This is a genomic window from Algoriphagus sp., assembly GCF_024305035.1.
Lineage (GTDB): Bacteria > Bacteroidota > Bacteroidia > Cytophagales > Cyclobacteriaceae > Algoriphagus.
This window is the reverse complement of record NZ_JAMWZB010000026.1, coordinates 19,895-38,597: the sequence shown is the minus strand read 5'-3', so window position 1 is coordinate 38,597 and position 18,703 is coordinate 19,895. Positions and strand designations below refer to the sequence as shown.

Genomic DNA, 18,703 nt, shown 5'->3' with positions numbered 1-18,703 from the left:
AATGATTGGAGTCACTCAAGCAAAACGGATATTGAGGGAATTGAATTTGCCTCGTAAAAAAATCAGCAGTTCCCTTTCCCAGGCCATAGGTTATGTTTTGGCCGAGCCGGTCTATTCCAAAATCGATGTCCCCTCCTTTGACAATTCAGCCATGGACGGCTATGCCTTTTTTTGGGAGGAAAATCGCTCCACGCTCCAGGTCATAGGAGAGAGTTCGGCGGGTTCTTCCCCGGAAATAGCACTTCAAAAGGGAGAGGCCGTTCGGATTTTTACCGGAGCTCCCTTACCCAAAGGAGCCAACTCCGTCATTATGCAAGAGAAAGTAGTGCGGAAAGGAGATGAGATTTATTTTGAGGGGGGGGAGGCAGAATTGGGAAAGCATGTGCGCTATCGAGGTTCCCAATGTCAAGCGGGGGATCAAATCGCTCAGGCGGGAGCGAAAGTGAGCCCTGGAATGGTCAGTTTACTTGCCTCGGTGGGCGTGGCGCAGGTAGAGGTTTGGGAAGCTCCCCGCGTTTCGCTGATCATTACAGGAAATGAAATCAAAGAATTGGATGAAGTGCTGAGCCCCGGCCAAATTTACAATGCCAATGGTCCGGCTTTGGTCGCTTGGTTGCAGCAGTTGGGCGTTCGAAAGATCACTCCACTCTCGGTCAGGGATGAAAAGGAGGCGGTAAAAGAGGGATTAACCGAAGCGTTGGAATCCAGTGATTTGGTGATTTTTACCGGAGGGATTTCGGTAGGTGATTATGATTTTGTAAAGGAGGCAGTGGAAGCAAATCAGGTACAGGAACTGTTTTATAAGCTAAAACAGCGGCCGGGAAAACCCCTTTATGCTGGACAAAAATCCGGGAAACTGGTTTTTGGATTGCCCGGCAATCCCGGATCGGTGTTGTCCTGTTTTATCAACTACGTCAAACCGGTGATTCGAAGTTGGATGGGTGAGGCCCAAGCCTGGGAGGATGTTGTTGAAATTCCTTTGGCTGAGGACTTCGAAAAGAAAATTCCGCTGACTCAATTTTTAAAGGCTGAGGTAAAACATGGGAAGGCGCATATTCTTCAGGGGCAGGAATCCTTTAATTTGATTGCATTTGGTATGGCGGATGGTTTTGTGGAAATCCCTGAAGAAATGCAATTGGTCAAGAGCGGAGAATTAGTGAAATTCTATCCTTGGTAATGGAAGAGGTAATCTATTATGGATTGTTTTTTCTGATGCCTTTTGCCGCGTTTTTATACGCCTCAGTAGGGCATGGGGGAGCGAGTTCCTATTTGATGATTTTGGCTTTGTTGGGATTTGCTCCCGAAGAGATCCGACCCACAGCTTTATTATTGAATATGATGGTATCGATGGCTTCTTTTTTAAGCTATCGCAAAGCTGGTGAATTTCCGACCCGATTATTTTGGTCCTTGATCCTTTTTTCGATCCCGGCGGCTTATTGGGGTGGGACTATTTTATTGGACGCTTCCATATATCAAAAAGTATTGGGAGCCTTGCTGCTTTTTCCTGCCTTGAAGTTTGCTGGGGTTTTTCCCATTGCCGATACGATCCAAATCAAGCGAACCTGGTGGATGGGACCACTTTTAGGTCTTATTATCGGGTGGTTGTCCGGAATGATTGGAATCGGAGGAGGAATTATCTTAACCCCCCTAGTTCTGATGCTGGGTTGGGCAGGAGTCAAAGAAACAGCGGCCTTGAGTGCCCTATTTATCTTTTTGAATTCGGTGGCGGGCTTTCTGGGGGCAAGTACCTATAAACTTCCGCTTCAGGAAGAATTTTGGCTCCTGGTACCACTGACGGTGATGGGAGGGATTTTGGGTGCGTATTTAGGAGCCAAGCGATTTTCAGTGAAATCCTTGAAATACATGCTGGCTTTTGTCTTGCTTTTTGCTGCGGTGAAGTTGCTATTGGGATAACTTAAATCATTCAAGCCTGCCTTTAATTTGAGAAAAAGTGGGTTCATGGTAACCAGTAGGTTTCGAAGGCTTGTTACCGAATAGAAGTTTATTAATTTCTTGTCACTCCGTTTCCTAGTAAGAAAGTCAGCTTAAAGCTGACTTAATTGATTGGAAACATAATTTTTGAATCACATAACCTTAGAATTTTAACTCTTTTGGTTTTTGAAGGCAAGGTTTTGCCTCTGGGTTTAACCAGGTTTACTAAAAAGTACGGTGAGGTGCCCTCAGCCCTCGGCAAGGCATATCACCTCATTTTAATTTACCCTTTATTCATTTCACTCTTTAACCGTTGGGGGATACTGCTTTTTTTGTCTTAATTTTTTTCTTCTTACGGGAACGGTTTACCTCACTTCCTTATTCCTTACTCCTCATCCAGAGGGAAAGATAAGCGCTAGCCTGCTAAATAGGAATCGAACATGATTCGAGGCTTGAGCTGTCTTTGTGATTGGGCGACAGGGCATGTTGATCTTGAGCTATCCTTCTTAGGCCAGCTTACTCGTGTAGCTAGGTTGATTTGAACGTTTTTCCTTTTCTTCCACAGGGGATAATTGTTCTAAGAATTAGCTAAATCAAGCTTTGAACTTTAATTTAGATGCATCGATTACTTTACTATGGAAAACCAAATTACAGTCAAGGCTTTTGGATTGGTTGCCGAAAAGATGGGATTAGAAAATTTGTTGTTGGTAAACCCGGGAACTACTCAGGAACTTAAAAATCAACTCGTTAAAAAATATCCCGAATTGCAATCAGTCAAGTTCAATTTGGCAGTCAATAAAAAAATGGCCTCGGAACAAACCGACATTCCTTCCGGGGCCGAGGTGGCACTTTTACCCCCATTTTCAGGAGGATAATATGGATAGATTTGAAAGACAGGTCATTCTTCCCGGATTGGGAAAATCCGGACAGGATAAGTTGAGAAAAGCTTCGGTGTTAGTCATTGGTGCCGGAGGCTTGGGTTGCCCGGTTTTACTTTACCTGGCAGCAGCAGGGGTGGGGCGAATCGGTGTAGTGGATGGAGATGAAGTGAGTCTTTCCAATCTGAATCGACAGGTGCTTTTTGGAGAAAAGGATTTGGGCAAAAATAAGGCGGAGCAGGCAGTTGCCTTTTTTCAAAACAAGTACAGCGACATCAACTGGTTTGCTTTTCCCGAATTCATTACCGTCAGCAATGCGGCCCAAATCCTTAAATCCTACGATTTGATTATCGATGGATCGGATAACTTTCCCACCCGATACTTAGTCAATGATGCCTGTGTGCTTGCGCGAAAACCTTTGGTTTTTGGTGCGATTTATCAGCATGAAGGTCAGGTGGCAATCTTTAATATCTATCATCATTCTTCCAATTACCGGGATCTCTATCCCACTATGCCCTCGGCCACGGAAATTCCCAATTGCGCACAAACCGGAGTTATCGGCGTTTTGCCCGGAATAATCGGCAATTTAATGGCCTTAGAGGCGATTAAATGGATCACCGGACTGGGCAAAGTGCTAGATAATAAGGTGTTGTTTTTTAATAGCTTGTCCTCTGAAACGTATACCGTAGAAGTCAGCCCACAATTCAAATCCAGGGCAGCGGCACCTTTGGATTGGGAGGCCTATCAAGCGATGAATTATGAGTTGGCCTGTGAAGGGATAGAGCAACTTGAGTGGGACGATGCCTTTCAACGGGCAGGTCACGGAACCTTGCTCGTGGATGTGCGGGAGCCCGATGAGCTGCCTCCCTTGGTTTGTTCGGTCTTATTCAAAGCTCCTTTATCGGATTTTTCCAGCTATTTGGATCAACTCGGAGATGCGGAGGCGGTGTTTTTCTTCTGCCAAAGTGGAATTCGAAGTCAGAAGGCAGCCTTACAGTTTAAAGCCGAATATCCGGACAAAACGATATTTTCCATTCGGGGAGGAATCAATGCATTAAAAACCAGTCAATTTAGAAATGGATAAAGTCAGAAAACCGAAAAATATATTTGTAAAAGGTCCAATCTCCCCGGAAAAAATCGCGCAATCCATTGCCAATCACAGTGCTAAAACGGACATTGGAGGGCATTCCATTTTTTTGGGTCAGGTTAGAGCCGATCAAAAGGAAGCAGGTCAGGTGATGGGGATTGACTACACGGCTTATGAAGAAATGGCCTTGGAGAAGGCTTTTGAAATCCGAGAAGCTATCTTTGCAAAATATCCGCTGACCTGCATGCACATGTATCACAGTTTAGGGGAAGTGAAGACAGGGGAACTTTGTCTTTTTGTGTTTACCTCCTCCAAACATCGTAAGGCAGCCATGGAGGCCTGTGAGGAATTGGTGGAGCGAATCAAAGCCGAACTTCCCATCTGGGGAAAGGAAATCCTAGATTCGGATCAGCATGTCTGGAAAGTAAATACCTAGAAACCCAACTATATAGCGATGCACATCGAGATGAAGTATTGGAGAAAGCTTTCTCCTGAACAGCGACAAGAGCGCGTTCAAAAAGCCCTAAAAGACAATGTAGACTTTTCCAAGGATGCCAACCTCGGCTATCCGGCCTCCAGGTTGGATGAAAAGGTTTTTAGCAACGAATCCCTTTATCTTCGGGAAATGCCTGTGTTGAATACCTACATTGCCAACCCCAATCACATCGGTTGCCATACCTACGGAACTTCCGAGTATGCCTTTAAGGGGACCCAGGAACTTGAGCGGGAAGTGCTCAAAATGATTGCGGTGGACCTGTTTAAAATCGAAGAGGATGAATTTGATGGCTACATTTCACCGGGAGGGACCGAAGCCAATGTACAGGCCTTGTGGATTTTCCGAAATGAATTTATTAAACATCATGGGGCTAAACTCGATGAGATCGTCATTTTGGCCTCTGAGGATACCCATTACTCCATTCCCAAAGGTGCCAATCTCCTGATGCTGGATTGGGAGAAAGTCCCCGTGCAAGCGGATACTCGGGATATGGCCGAAGTCGATATCGAGCTGGCGGTGCGTAGGGCTTTATCCAACGGCAAAAAGTATTTTATTGCCATTGCCAATATGGGGACGACCATGTTTGGTTCCGTGGACGATCCTGTTCCGCTGGCAGCGGTATTAAATCGGTTTGAAGTCCCCTTTCGCTTGCATATTGATGGCGCGTATGGGGGATTTGTTTATCCTTTTTCCGATGAGGAAAACCAGATAACCTTCCAGAATCCAGCCATCTCTTCCCTGACCATCGATGCGCATAAAATGCTTCAGGCCCCTTATGGTACCGGGATTTTTGTCTGCCGGAAAGGCCTGATGGAACATGTCTTGACCAAAGAGGCCGAGTACGTGGAAGGCTTGGATCTGACACTTTGCGGGAGCCGATCCGGTGCCAATGCGGTAGCAGTTTGGACCATTCTGACCACCTATGGACCCCATAAATGGTTTGAAAAAATATCGGTCTTGAAAATGCGGACCAACTGGCTTTGCAAGCAACTCGATCAACTGGAAATTCCCTATTTCCGAGAACCGGAAATGAATATTGTGACCCTGCGAGCTCATGCGGTCCCCAAATCAATCGCGCATAAATTTAACCTGGTTCCCCAATCCCATGGAGAATCCAACCAGTGGTACAAAATCGTGTTGATGGATCATGTGGAAATTGAGCATTTGAAGGAATTTATTGCCGAGATGAAAGAATTTGCAAAAGTTTCGGGTTAGGCTGAAAATGTTGGAATCATCCCGCCCAGTTTTGCTTCTTGATTGGGTTGAACTTAGGGGAGGAGATCAAGGGCAGTCCCTGGTTTTTTCTGGAATAAGGGCTAGGACTTCGGTCTGTGTAGCGATCCTTGATTCTGGTGGATTTAGGCTCCGAGGAATTTATTTTCCTCGGAGTTTTTTTAACCTATTCAAAGAAAACGGTTGATATTTTAGGTTGGTCAAAATTTTCAACCGATTGCATATATTTTTGCTATTTTTTAGTTGGAGATCAAGCTTTTGATGCAAATAAAGTTTGTATGTTAGTTGGGTTAATCAGGTGGCAAAGTCCATCTGTTTTCGGTTTAACCCAAACTAACCCCATGGCAAAACCACGCCTTTCCTTTTCTGAAATCATCAACATGAATGTCGGATTTTTCGGCATTCAGTACAGTTTTGGACTTCAACAGAGTGCGGTCAACCCGATTTACGACATGCTCGGTGCGATGCCTGATGAGATTCCCATTCTCAATTTGGCTGGCCCTATGACCGGCTTATTGATTCAGCCCATCATTGGGGCATTAAGTGACCATACCTGGAGTCCAAGCTACGGGAGAAGAAAGCCGTACTTTTTCATCGGGGCTTTGCTTTGTAGCATTACTCTTTTCTTTTATCCTTTTAGTAGCTCCCTGTGGATGGCTGCAGGATTGCTTTGGGTGCTGGATGCGGCAAATAATACCGCGATGGAACCCTACCGGGCTTTGATCGCCGATAAATTACCCGATACACAATACAGCACTGGATTTCTTACCCAAAGTTTCTTTACCGGCTTGGGTATCACCTTGGCCAATGTCTCGCTGTTCGTCTTTCAAAAATACATTTCCGGAACTTGGGGGGCCTTACCTTACTGGGTGTATGCTTCGTTTTTCTTGGGGACAGTTTGCTCCATTGGTTCTGTTCTTTGGAGTATTTCCAAGACAGAGGAGATTCCTCCCAGCCCCGAAGAATTGGCTGCATTAAAAGCACGGACCAAAGGAATGCCTCATCCGGCCATTCAGTTTTTCTTATCGATTTTAACCACGCTGTTTGCCTATTTAGTTTTTTTGGTTTTACTCCTTCCTGCTCTGGTTTGGAAAGGACTTTTGCATCAGGTCTTGGATTGGACGAAAGGAAATAAAACGACTCGGATCCTATTTGCCCAAAATATCGAAATCCTCGAATCCATCATGGTCATGCCTTCGGTGATGTGGAAGCTGGCCCTGGTGTATTTGTTTCAGTGGTATGCCTTGTTTTGTTATTGGCAAAATGCGGCCAAAAGTATTGCTCAATCGGTATGGAACACCAGTCCCTCGGCAGACCCAAGGCTTTTTGAAGAAGCGGTGGGTTGGACCGGGTTGGTGAATGGTTGGTACAATGTGGTGACCTTCCTTTCTGCCTTCTTTTTGGCTGGAATGGCACGGAAATTTGGTCCCAAGAAAGTCCATTTTTTGTGCTTGATTCTGGCGGGAATTGGGCTTTTGGTCTTTCCCTTTTTGGAAAATAAATATGCGCTTTTTATTCCGATGACCGGATTTGGGATTGCATGGGCGAGTATGATGGGGGTACCCTATCTTTTGGTGGTCAATAAGATTCCCAAGGAGCGTTACGGGGTCTATATGGGAGTGATCAATATGATGATTGTCATTCCGATGATCCTGCAAACGCTGACCTTTGGGTTTATATCAAAGAATTTCTTGGGAAATGATCCAGGTTTGGCGATTGTCTTTGCAGGCGTTTTGCTCCTAATTGCGGCATTGGCTACGCTTTACATTAACGAAAATAAAAAAGTAATGACAGATGTCAGTGGGGTAGCTGCTGGGCATTGATTGGAAAAGGGTATGGGTAATCAGGAAGTTTTGGCGCAGAAAATAGCTTCTTATTTTGAGGCCTTTGAGTTGAATGCAAGATCGGGAGACAGGGATTTTTTCCTCCGGGTGACCGAAGGCATCGATTCGTTGCAAACCTTGTATTTCAACCTTTACGGGGACCATCCGGATCGAGCAAATCAATTTGATCAGCTGCTGGCTACGGTCTTTCAGGCCTATCAACAGCGAGCCGATACCTTAAAGGATCGCGATTTGGAAAAGTTGGCTCAAGGGAATTGGTTTCTGAGTAATAAACTGGCAGGGATGAGTCTTTACGTGGACCGGTTTTGTGGGAAACTATCCGAAATGGAATCCAAGCTCCCGTATTTGGAGGACTTGGGGATCAATTTTCTTCACCTGATGCCCCTTTTTGAAAGCCCGGAAGGCGAAAGTGATGGGGGGTATGCGGTTTCGGATTTCCGCAAGGTCAGCAAACGGTTTGGGAGTCTGGAGGACCTAGCCAAGCTCATGCACACGTTGCATTTGAAAGAAATGAATGTGATGTTGGACATTGTCCTGAATCATACTTCTGATCGTCATGAATGGGCCAAAAAGGCAAAGTCGGGGGATAAGCATTACCAAGATTACTTTTACATGTACGATAATCGATGGATTCCCAATCAATTTGAGGAGTCAATGCCGGAGATTTTTCCGGAAAGCTCCCCTGGGAATTTCACCTGGTCAGAGGAATGTCAAAAATGGGTGATGACCGTATTCCACAGCTATCAGTGGGATCTAAATTACCGAAACCCCCAGGTCCTTCGGGAAATGCTGGATACCCTGTTTTTCTATGCCAACTTGGGCGTAGATCTTCTCCGGATAGATGCTCCCGCTTTTATTTGGAAGCAAACGGGTACCTCCTGTCAAAACCTTCCCCAAGCCCATACGATTTTACAATTGATCAAGCAAGCCGTGCACATGGCCAGCCCGGGAATGGCTCTGTTGGGTGAAGCCATTGTGGCTCCGGCCGACATCATGGCTTATTTTGGGAGGGGTGAGCAGCAGGGAAAGGAGTGTGATTTTGCCTACAACGCGACGCAAATGGCCTTGCAATGGGATATGCTCGCCTCAGGAGAAACCAAAGTGATGCTGCAAGCTCAGCCGATTCTTGACCAAAAACCTTTTGGATGCAGCTGGATTGCCTATACCCGATGTCATGATGATATTGGTCTGGGTTATGATGATTACATGATCGCTCAAGCAGGAAAAGATCCTTATTTACACCGGCGATTTTTGAAAGAGTATTTTACCGGAAAGACTTTGGGCAGCCCGGCAAAAGGAGCACTTTTCTCTTCCAATCCCAAGACAGGCGATGCTCGGATTTCGGGCACCTTGGCTTCTTTATGTGGATTGGAAAAGGCCCTGGATGAAAATGATCCGGGACAATTGGAGTTGTCCATCCAAAAGATCCTGATGATGCAGGCTCATTCTTTTTTTCTGGGTGGGTTGCCGATGATTTTTTACGGGGATGAGATCGGCTACACCAATGATTACTCTTACCGAAGTGACCCCGCCAAAAATTACGATAACCGATGGATGCATCGCCCTCTTTTTGATTGGGGAAAAGCAGCCAAAATTCATGAATTTGGAAGTATCGAAGCGCAAATTTATGCTGGGACACAGCGCTTACTTTCCATTCGAAAAAAACTAGCTGCAGTTGGTGACTATAAAAATATTTCTTGGATGGGTCCCCACAATATCCATATTGCCGGATACTTGAGGAGTTTGGGCCCCCAACGAATTTTTGTGGTCTTTAATTTTAGCAGCCAATTTCAGTCCATGACTTGGTATGCGTTTAAGGAACACGGCTTAATTCCCCATCAACTTTGGGACCACTGGAATGAGGAAATTATTCCGGTGGGATTGGATCACGAGTACTTTCACTTGGCACCTTATGAGTTTCGGATATTGGAAGTAATGCCTAAGGATTGAGTTTGTTAAATTTGTAACTGCTCAACGAAATTAAACGCTTACTTTCAGTAAAAAGTAATTCGTTTTTTTGTGTTTTGCTGGAGTGGGATTTGGGCCTAAATGTTTCCTTTCCCAATCAAATTTTTGTTTCAAAACTTTTAATGAGTCTATTATATCGACAATTAATGTCAGGTTTAATTTGTTCCATTGAAAAATATTTGGAATTTAAATAAATTTGAAATTCAAATAACCTGTAAATCCAAAATGGAGAGTTTAGATTTTAAACCATTTGAGAATTCAATTGATGCCCGAAGGGAGATCATTGCCTATGAAGCTCTCTGGAAGAAAAATGGAGCTTCTTTTAAAAAAATAGCGTCCCAATTTGCAGAAAAACAATTTGGAAAAATTTCAGAATCTATTTCTGAAATAGAGTTTGAGGAGGCCCATAAGGCATTCGAATCCGTTTTGTCTGAAAGCTCCATAGGTTATTTCCCTAAAGCTGTTATTAAGGACACTTTTGATTACCCTAAAAGATTACTTGATGCTCAAGACCCTCTTGAAATTTTATACTATGAAGGCGATTTGACCTTACTGGACGATGAAAAGGCAATTGCAATTGTAGGAACAAGGGAGCCAACACAAGATGGGGTTTTAAGGGCTAGAAAGTTAGTCAAAGAGTTAGTCAAAAGAGATTTTACCATTGTTTCCGGATTAGCGAGAGGAATTGATACTGTAGCGCATGAAACCGCCCTAGAAATGGGGGGGAAAACTATTGCAGTTATTGGAACTCCAATTGGACAATTTTATCCCAAAGAAAATAGAGAGCTCCAATTAGAGATCATGAAAAACCACCTTTTGGTTAGTCAAGTTCCTTTTTTACGTTATGAGGATCAAAACCCAAGTTCAAATAGATTTTTCTTTCCAGAAAGAAATAAAACCATGTCAGCGCTAACATGGGGAACTGTAATTGTTGAAGCTGGTGAAACATCAGGAACACTTGTTCAAGCCCGAGCAGCATTACATCAAAAAAGAAAATTATTCATTCTCAATAGTTGCTTTGAGAAGCAAGAGCTTTCATGGCCAAAAAAATATGCTCAAAAAGGTGCTATTAGAGTGTTCAATATGGAGGATATTAGTAATCAATTTCCAGATCAATGGCGTTGATAATAAAAATTTCCGATTTCTCTTTACATCTTGATTTAGAAGAAAAAGATAATTGTTTTTATTTAAGAGAATATGTTAATGGAGCCGGATTTCAAGGGGGAAAAACAAATAGTTTAATATTAAACTTTAAGAAAAGTGTTGATGAAAAGGGAAAAGATCATTATCAGTATAAAGAAATGGCGATAGGACAAATAGCTGATGAGTTGATTCAAGCTTTATATGAGAATAAAAACCTAGACAAAATGATTTTTTGTCCAATTCCTCCATCAAAACAAAAGTCAGATCCATTATACGATGACAGGTTAATACAAGTATTGAATAGGGTAAAAGAAAGTATCCCAATTACTTTTGAGGAAATGCTTGAAACGAAAATTTCTCATCCTGCTCAACACAAATCTGCAAAAAGACTTTCCAAGGCTGATCTGAAAGGGAAGTTTAGTCTAGCCAGTAATTCAATAGACCCGACAGGAAAAGTTGTTGTCCTTTTTGATGATGTAATAGCAAATGGTCGACATTTTAAAGTTTGTTCTGAAATAATTAACGATAGATTTCCTGGTACTGCAATCATTGGATTATTTATTGCCAGGAGAGTTGAAGGCTTTCCACCTAATTCATTTTAGTCAAAAAACAGTTTAATAGTAATTTGATATTTTTATTTCTTTTTGATTGCAAATCAAAAAAACTGATTAAAAATATAAGGAGGAATTAGGGTTAAATAGTTAATTTGGCTCCTATTGACAATACTTTAAATAATCCCAAAATATAAAAAAGTACTGTACTCTACTCCACTCCAGCTGTTGAAATTACTCGTGAAGAAACAGAATCCCTTTCTGTTTTCCAAAGGCCAATTCAAACCATTAGTTTGAAGTAGATTCGCGGATGATCAAATCAGTTTCAATTTTATAGATTTCGTGATTTCCCTGGGAGTTTTCATTCAGTAAGTGGAGTAGGATCCCTACTGATTTTTCGCCCATTTTAAAGCCATGTTGCTCCACGGTACTCAAGCTCGGACTCATCACTTCGGATATTTTCCAATTACTGAAACCCATGACGCCCACTTGTTCGGGAACGCGGATTCCGGCCGTTTTGAGGTAGTTCATCACCCCCAAGGCGACCAGATCAGTAATACAGAAAATTGCATCCGGCGGGTTGGGTAAATTCATTAACTGACTTGCAAAATCATATCCCTCTTCCTCACTGATTTCCTTGCAGTGTGGGACCCATGCCTCATGAAATTCCAGGCCATGATCAGTTAAGGCTTGTCTGTAGCCTTTGAATCGATCGATGGAGTTTTGCACCGCAATTAAACCGTTGATGTGTGCGATTTTTCGATAGCCTTGATCGATTAAGTGCTTTACGGCTTTGTAGGCACTTTCAAAATCATCGGTGATCACTTTGGGGGTATGAAGCTTTTCGGAAAATTTATCAAACTGAATAACAGGTTTTCCTTCATTAATAAACTCTTGAATATGATTCAAGTCTACTGTTTCATTGGCAATAGAAATGAGCAAACCATCTACGTTTCCTCCAATCATGCTGTTACAGGCCAAGATTTCATTTTCCTGTTTTTCGTCGGTTTGACTGATCAGAACACGGTATCCGGCCTTATTTGCTCGATTGATAGCCCCACTGATGACGCTTGAAAAAAAAGGATGTACCAATTCGGGGACAATCATCCCAATGGTTTGGGTTTTGTTTTTTCGAAAATTAACCGCGATCGAATTGGGTACATAGTGATGCTTTTCGGCAAAATCCTTAACCCGTTTGATGGTTTCTTCTGAAATTCCGGGATAGGCATTGAGTGCCCGGGAAGCAGTAGAGACAGAAATGCCCAATTCTCGGGCAATATCCTTGAGTGTGATTCGGCGTTTTTCTGACATGGATTTTGGGTCTATCGAATGAAAGATAAGTCCGATTCCCCCTAAAATCCAAAGATTACCCTCAGTTCACTTGATTTCCCAGTTGATCCAGGAGCAGGATTTTCTCTTCTTTTTCCTTGAGGAGACGTACCCGATACCGAAATCCCTCTTTTTCTTGGATAAAATTGACTCGATCTATGCGATAATCGGGGAATTGCTTGCCGATGCTAGCGGCGATTGCCTCGGGAAGTTGGTCTTCGTAGGGGATGGTGTTTTCAAATCGAAACTCCGGCCCAAGTGCTCCTTTTTTCTCGATAAACCGGTTGCTTCCATCCTCAGATTTAATCAACTCAAACGCATCGTAAAGTTCGCCGATTGCGGTATAGGCTTCAAATTGGAGTTGGTTTCCCTCTACGGATATCACCTGAAAAAGCTGGGTGTTTTCAGCGGCACGGTCTCGTTCGGCCTCTAGATCCTCCCAACCGTTTGGACGAAGGCCATACATCTTTCCCCCACTGACCGAAACCACATAAACGGTGCCGGTTTGATCTCTCATATTCAGCCCGTTGAGTTCATTTTTTCCGGGAGCAACTCGACCTCGGGCATAGCTGTGGTCGTGTCCCTGAAGTGCCAAATCCACCCCAAATTCATCGAAAATGGGTTTCCAGAGTTTTCTTAAGTCCTCATTGTCCCGGCCTGCTGAGGCCGAAAATAAGGGGTGATGATAGCTGACGATGGTCCATTTTTTATCATTTTGGGAAAGGACAGTTCTCAACCATTCGGCCTGAATTTCATGGTCGCGGTTGCTATCCAGAAAAATAAATTTGACTTGGGGGTAGTCAATGAAGTAGACCGTTTCTTCCAATCCGGCAGGACCATTCTGCGGAAAACTAAATTGCGGCTTCCATTGGGCCGAAAGGCTCCGCTTTCTTGCTTCCCGATCCGCATCATTGAGGTAGTTGTACTCGTGATTTCCCGGTACAGCAAGCGTCGGAAGCATGCTGTGAATAAACCCCCCAGCGGTAAACCATTCATGCCATTCTTGTTCCCGGTGGGCATAGTTAATCAAATCCCCCGCATGGATGATAAAATCTGCATCCGGTGCTTTACGGTAGCCTTCCCGAATCAATCTTGACCAAAGTTCAAGAATGTAGTTTTGAGCATCTCCTACATAAAGAAAAGAGAATTTGGCATTAGGATCAGCATCCGGGGTTTTAAACTGAAACCATTCGGACCAATGGGTACCATCTCCTACCCGGTAGGCATAGGTGGTAGCCGGCTGGAGCTCATCAAATGAAGCACTGTGGTAATGGGCCAAAACCTCAGCCTGGGGAATGGCTAGCGCATTGAAAGGTTCTGTAATTGCTTTTTGGCTGATGGCATTTCTCCAGAATTTGGGTGCAGCAGTAGCCACAGCGAGTTCGGCATAGGCTTCGGTAATCGTGCTGTCGGTTCTCCAATTAATCCGGATTTCTTCTGTAGCATTTTGTCCAAAAGTAAGCACAATTCGGTCGGGATGCTCAGAAGGTTTACTCCAGTCAAAACCAAATGCAGGGGCCTGATATACCCGTGGTTCTTGTCCATGAACTTGGGTAGAGCAAAGCAAAAACAACAGCAGGATCCGGAAGGGGAATTTCATAGTCAGGTCTTTTGGCTAAAAATACCCATTTTTTGGCTGGATTTAAATTGGGAAAGGATTATGCTTAAAACATAACCCTAAGCTAATCCACAGATGATCTTTACCTAATATCAGATATCCTGTTTGAGGCTTGGTCTTCGGGGATGGATTAATTCTAAAAATTCAAACACCAGATTCCAGCCCGTTTGGCTGTATGAGAATCCAGAAGCTTTCCATGATGGTAGGCCATGGTTTTGCCCTCATAAACCCTATCCCAAAGCTGCCCCATCAAAAAGACATTCATTCCGGCTCTTGCCTGAGTTTCACTCAGCAGAGCGGGTAGGGCATGGGTGCTCCAGGCTTCCCATTCGTTCAGGTTCTCGGTAGAGGTTAAGTCAGTTTCCAGAGCGGGAGCTGATTGCTCAGGTCCCGTTCTAAGAGGTTCCTTTCCTTGGTTCTGGGACCAATACGAAGACATCAGCACCAATTCAATGTCATTTTCCCTGATGGGTTGAAGCATTTCCGACTGCCAGCTGTCTGTACTCATCAATAGAGAAGTTTTTCCCATCGGAAGGTTGAAAATGGGGGGATTTTCAGGGCTAGCCGAGCTAATCAATTGTTTTTCTGCTTCAGTGGGGAAAGCCTTGAGCACAGGTCGTTGCAGGATTTTGCCGTCAGGACCAAACAGGAAGGAAGCATTGTAAAGCGGTTTGCTGGGGTCTATGATCAATTCCCCATCCAAGACGGTGGGTCCGGGAAGAATGATCGATCCTGCTACCAGATAACATTTTTGCTCGGATGCGATTCGGCTAAATACCTGAAAGTAATCACGTGCCATTTGATTGGATTTCATCCGAAGAAGTGCCCCCATCTTGCGATTTTCCTCAGGGGTAGTCCAATAATGGAGTCCAAAATCTACCAAATTGGAAAAAATTAGGGTATTCGTAGCTTCTTCCAATTTTTCTTTCTCGGCAATGCTGTGCTTTTCTCCTGAAAAAAGCAGCCAGGTACCGATGGATTCAGGAAAAAGGATCAGGGAGTTTTCATTGATCAGTCCATGTTGGCCGGCAACGCTTACATAGCTCGCTAATTTAGAATAAAAGGCATCTTGACTGAGGTAGTCTCGGGGTTCCATAAATGGTTGGATGCCTACAATCCTGTGGTTTAAGGTATCGGAAGGATTCAATTCCTGTACCAAATCCAAGTATGTTTCCGGAAGGGGAAGGGGATATCCTCGTCCTGTATTGGACCAGATTAGCCAAATAAATAAGAAAAGAAGTGCAAGAGAAATAAATAAGCGCTTCATGTCCGGGTAATTTTAAGTGTTGGATAAACTGACATGGGGCATTCGGTTCACGTATTTTCCCAGGCTAGTTGAATAAGCAAAATGGAAATAAAATCGGATTTTTGGTAGCCTTGTGCCATAAGGTCCGTTGAGTTTTTGTCTGAGGTGAAAAGCTAGCCAATCTTGAGCATGCTTTCGGATTATACCAGGATATAGTTACTCATTAAAATTCGAATTCCAGTTGTTCACCGCTTTTTAAGTTCAGTTCCATTTCAGAACCATCGGCTAGAATCAGGATGGGTTTTCCAAGTTCGGAATGAATTTTTAACCAAGTGAGCTGCCCGTTTTTCCATTCAAAATCGAGGGTAAATCCGCCACGGGCTTTAATTCCACTGACGGCTCCATCAGTCCAGGCTTTCGGCAGGGCGGGTAATATCCGAATGAGTCCCTCTTCATGACTTTGGAGGAGCATTTCAGCTATTCCGGCGGTAAAACCAAAATTCCCATCAATTTGAAAGGGTGGATGAGCATCAAATAAATTGGGATATAAGGATTGACTGATGAGCTTTTGAATGTGCCCATGAGTGGCTCCCCCGTCGAGCAGTCTGGCAGAAAAATTGATCAGCCAGGCTCTCGACCAGCCTGTTCCGGCACCTCCATGGGCAAGACGATAGTCTAGGGTCTTTTTAACCGCTTCCAGGAGTTGAGGAGTTTGGCTGGGGGTGATCTGATTGGCTGGATGAAAAGCATAGAGATGAGAAAGGTGTCGATGTCCCTTTTCAGGTTCGGCATATTCCCGATCCCATTCCAGAATCCTTCCGTCTTCGCCTAGAATTACGCCCTGTCTTAACTTGGGTAAAAGCGTTTTAATTCGCTTTTGAAGTTCGCTTTCTGTTGAGTTTATCTCTTTGATTTTAAGATATATAGTAAATATATCTTCAATTAACTGTTGATCCATGGCTGCCCCTAGGGTACTGGCCGCTTTTATCCCCTCTGGATTGATAAACTGGTTTTCCGGAGAGGTAGAAGGAGCCGAAACCAGACTGCCGTCTCTGGGGTCTTCGATGAGCCAATCGGCATAAAACAGGCTCAATTGCTCGATCGCCGGAAGTGCACGCTCGATGAGGAAAGCCTCATCCCCGGTAAATAAATAATGCTCCCAGTAATGGCGGGCGAGCCAGGCTCCCGAGCCGATCCAACTTCCCCAATACGCAGTTTCGGCTTGTAGAAAGGGAATTTTCCACAGATCCGTGGTATGGGGCAATACCGAACCGCGCATGCCGAAATTTACTTGGGCAACCGCTTTCCCATTTTCGATCAACGCATCGGTAAAATCAAAAAGCGGCTCATGCAATTCATGGAGTCCGGTAACTTCGGCCGGCCAATAATTCATCTGCAGATTGATATTCAAATGGTAATCTGCATTCCAGGGTGCTTCAATATGAGGGTTCCAAAGTCCTTGAAGATTGGCTGGATTGGTCCCCGGTCTGCTCGAGGAAATCAATAAGTAGCGACCATAATCAAATAACAGCTTTTCAAGCCAAAGATCTACTTTTCCTTCCTTTACCTGCTGGATCCTAACATCGGTGGGAATATCGGCTGTAAAAGGTTTTCCCAATTGAAGGTTCATTCGGTTAAACCAAGCTTGATACTCACTCTGGTGTCGAAATTGCAATTCCCCAAAACTCTTGAATGCGATACGATCCAATTGTCTTTGGGCCACCTGTTCAAAATTGGAATGATAATACGAAGTAGCGGTGACGAGTTTCAGGGTGATTTCAGTGGCTCCATCCACCCAAAGCTCATCCTCGGTGCCCGTCAAAGCAACATCCGCCTCGGCGTGTAAAATACTGCGGAATCTCACTCCCTGGTAAATCGGGGAGGGTTTGGAGTCAATTTTAGCACCCCGTTGGGTGACTTCTCCATTCATTTCCAATAATTGATGATGGATCGCCCGGGTTTCTGCGGTTGGTACTTCTTGGTCTTCGGGTCTGCTCAAGCGGATTTTTCCACGGAACCCTTTGGGATGGTTGGTGATTAACCGGATAATTAAAGCTTGATCTGGAGCCGAGGCAAAAACTTCCTGACTGACCTCATAGCCTTCGCTTTGGAACCGGGAAAAAGCTACGGCCCGCTCCAAATCCAATTCGCGGTAATATTCACTTACTTCTTCCCATTGGAAATCCAAAACTAGATCGCCAAGGGTCTGATGGGAGCGCGTTACTCCCTTTCTGGAAAAGGCTGAGACCAGTAGGGAATCGGCTTTCTGATGCTCACCGGCCAAAAGAAAGTCCCTAATTTGTTTTAAGTCGGCTGGCCTTCCTTTAGCCAGTCCCCAATCTTTTTCTCCTCCGGGCCACAGCGAGTCCTCGTTGAGTTGAATTCGTTCCTTTCCGGGAATGCCAAAAACCATGGCCCCCAGACGGCCATTTCCGATTGGTAAAGCTTCCTCCCACGTTTCAGCGGGCAGCTCGTACCACAGTTTGGATTGTTGAGCGTATCCATCCAAAAACAAAAGTACAAGGGCTCCAAAGAGGAAAATGGCTTTTTTCATAGGTTAAATTGGGTTTGTATCCGAAGATTACTACAAATCTTTAAAGGTGGCAAACCGAACCTATAAAAAGGGCTATGGGGTGGATTGTTTTAGTGAGAAATCAAAAATTCACGAAATTCATCGGTATTGAAATTACTCATTCCCTGCTGATAGAAGACGATTTTTCCTTCGGGGTTCACCACAAGGGTAGTGGGAATCGACTCGCTTTGTAAGCTCTTATTGATTCCATAGCTGGCATGTACCGCTGGGAATGCCCAATTTTTGGATTCAATCAAGCTTTTGCTTTTTTCAAAATCCTGATCCAAGCCGATCATCAGAAATTCAATGTTTGCTTGATCCCTTAGGGATTTGTACAGTTCAGAAATATGCGGCATTTCAGCTCGGCAAGGACCGCACCAGGAGGCCCAGAGATTAATGAAAACCGTTTTTCCTTTATAGTCCGCTAAGTAAACTGGGTTTCCTTCAAAATCTTGAAATTGACCGGAGTAATCGAAGTTCTGCTCTGTCAAATCTACCCGCTCAAGCTTAGGTTGAATTAATCCGGTGGAAAGCAATACCGATTGGATGGCTCCCTGCACTACAGGTAATAAGCCGGTAAAATATAGAAAGGCAAAAAATGCGAATATGAGTCCCCACGATTTGATTTCCTTTTTCCAATCCATTTTTTTCTTTTCTTCCATAGTCAAGGGTGAGTTTTAATCCACTCAGGGAGGGGCAATTTATTTTCAAAATTAATCCATCAGCATCAGTCATTTAGTGACAAGTCTTACACAAGAGCCTTTTTGTCTGGTTTAGGAGACGTATCTTGCAGCCTCAAGTTGGAA

15 protein-coding genes are annotated in these 18,703 nt (G+C 44.1%); 10 read left to right on the top strand and 5 right to left on the bottom strand.

What is annotated here, in order from left to right:
- Nucleotide 1: 1 nt before the first annotated feature.
- The 10 genes from glp to Q0L00_RS14795 all read left to right on the top strand — a co-directional run bounded on the left by glp (nucleotide 2) and on the right by Q0L00_RS14795 (nucleotide 11,183).
- On the top strand, nucleotides 2-1,177 hold the full coding sequence (gene glp, locus Q0L00_RS14840) for a gephyrin-like molybdotransferase Glp (protein ID WP_297337669.1): 1,176 nt from the start codon (nucleotides 2-4) through the stop codon (nucleotides 1,175-1,177).
- On the top strand, nucleotides 1,177-1,914 hold the full coding sequence (locus Q0L00_RS14835) for a sulfite exporter TauE/SafE family protein (RefSeq protein ID WP_297337668.1): 738 nt from the start codon (nucleotides 1,177-1,179) through the stop codon (nucleotides 1,912-1,914). The genes glp and Q0L00_RS14835 overlap by 1 nt, the downstream gene beginning before the upstream one ends.
- A gap of 653 nt (nucleotides 1,915-2,567) precedes the next feature.
- Nucleotides 2,568-2,807 (top strand): MoaD/ThiS family protein, encoded by a 240-nt coding sequence (locus Q0L00_RS14830; RefSeq protein ID WP_297337667.1) that lies wholly within the window; start codon nucleotides 2,568-2,570, stop codon nucleotides 2,805-2,807.
- A 1-nt stretch (nucleotide 2,808) separates the two neighbouring features.
- Nucleotides 2,809-3,894 carry a HesA/MoeB/ThiF family protein gene (locus Q0L00_RS14825; RefSeq protein ID WP_297337666.1) on the top strand — a complete coding sequence of 362 codons (1,086 nt, stop codon included), beginning with the start codon at nucleotides 2,809-2,811 and terminating at the stop codon, nucleotides 3,892-3,894.
- The gene (locus tag Q0L00_RS14820) at nucleotides 3,887-4,333 is read left to right on the top strand and encodes a molybdenum cofactor biosynthesis protein MoaE (protein WP_297337665.1); all 447 of its coding nucleotides are present in this window, start codon (nucleotides 3,887-3,889) and stop codon (nucleotides 4,331-4,333) included. Before Q0L00_RS14825 ends, Q0L00_RS14820 begins: the two co-directional genes overlap by 8 nt.
- Before the next feature lie 18 nt (nucleotides 4,334-4,351).
- The gene (locus tag Q0L00_RS14815) at nucleotides 4,352-5,608 is read left to right on the top strand and encodes a pyridoxal-dependent decarboxylase (protein ID WP_297337664.1); all 1,257 of its coding nucleotides are present in this window, start codon (nucleotides 4,352-4,354) and stop codon (nucleotides 5,606-5,608) included.
- Between the two features lie 359 nt (nucleotides 5,609-5,967).
- Nucleotides 5,968-7,449, top strand: coding sequence for an MFS transporter (locus Q0L00_RS14810; RefSeq protein WP_297337663.1), 1,482 nt, complete (start codon nucleotides 5,968-5,970; stop codon nucleotides 7,447-7,449).
- A gap of 12 nt (nucleotides 7,450-7,461) precedes the next feature.
- Nucleotides 7,462-9,420: an alpha-amylase family glycosyl hydrolase gene (locus Q0L00_RS14805; RefSeq protein ID WP_297337662.1), complete on the top strand. Its 1,959-nt coding sequence runs from the start codon at nucleotides 7,462-7,464 to the stop codon at nucleotides 9,418-9,420.
- A 186-nt stretch (nucleotides 9,421-9,606) separates the two neighbouring features.
- Nucleotides 9,607-10,563, top strand: a complete 957-nt coding sequence (locus Q0L00_RS14800) for a DNA-processing protein DprA (protein WP_297337661.1) — start codon at nucleotides 9,607-9,609, stop codon at nucleotides 10,561-10,563.
- Entirely contained in the window at nucleotides 10,554-11,183 is a 630-nt protein-coding gene (locus Q0L00_RS14795; protein ID WP_297337660.1) for a hypothetical protein, read from the top strand. The genes Q0L00_RS14800 and Q0L00_RS14795 overlap by 10 nt, the downstream gene beginning before the upstream one ends.
- Before the next feature lie 237 nt (nucleotides 11,184-11,420).
- Here the strand turns inward: Q0L00_RS14795 and Q0L00_RS14790 are convergent, their stop codons facing one another.
- The 5 genes from Q0L00_RS14790 to Q0L00_RS14770 all read right to left on the bottom strand — a co-directional run bounded on the left by Q0L00_RS14790 (nucleotide 11,421) and on the right by Q0L00_RS14770 (nucleotide 18,541).
- Nucleotides 11,421-12,443: a LacI family DNA-binding transcriptional regulator gene (locus tag Q0L00_RS14790; protein WP_297337659.1), complete on the bottom strand. Its 1,023-nt coding sequence runs from the start codon at nucleotides 12,441-12,443 to the stop codon at nucleotides 11,421-11,423.
- Nucleotides 12,444-12,504: 61 nt separating this feature from the next.
- On the bottom strand, nucleotides 12,505-14,061 hold the full coding sequence (locus Q0L00_RS14785) for a metallophosphoesterase family protein (protein ID WP_297337658.1): 1,557 nt from the start codon (nucleotides 14,059-14,061) through the stop codon (nucleotides 12,505-12,507).
- 154 nt (nucleotides 14,062-14,215) lie between these two features.
- Entirely contained in the window at nucleotides 14,216-15,346 is a 1,131-nt protein-coding gene (locus Q0L00_RS14780) for a hypothetical protein (RefSeq protein ID WP_297337657.1), read from the bottom strand.
- Nucleotides 15,347-15,548: 202 nt separating this feature from the next.
- Nucleotides 15,549-17,879, bottom strand: a complete 2,331-nt coding sequence (locus Q0L00_RS14775) for a glycoside hydrolase family 95 protein (RefSeq protein ID WP_297337656.1) — start codon at nucleotides 17,877-17,879, stop codon at nucleotides 15,549-15,551.
- A gap of 89 nt (nucleotides 17,880-17,968) precedes the next feature.
- On the bottom strand, nucleotides 17,969-18,541 hold the full coding sequence (locus Q0L00_RS14770; RefSeq protein WP_297337704.1) for a TlpA disulfide reductase family protein: 573 nt from the start codon (nucleotides 18,539-18,541) through the stop codon (nucleotides 17,969-17,971).
- Between the last annotated feature and the right edge of the window lie 162 nt (nucleotides 18,542-18,703).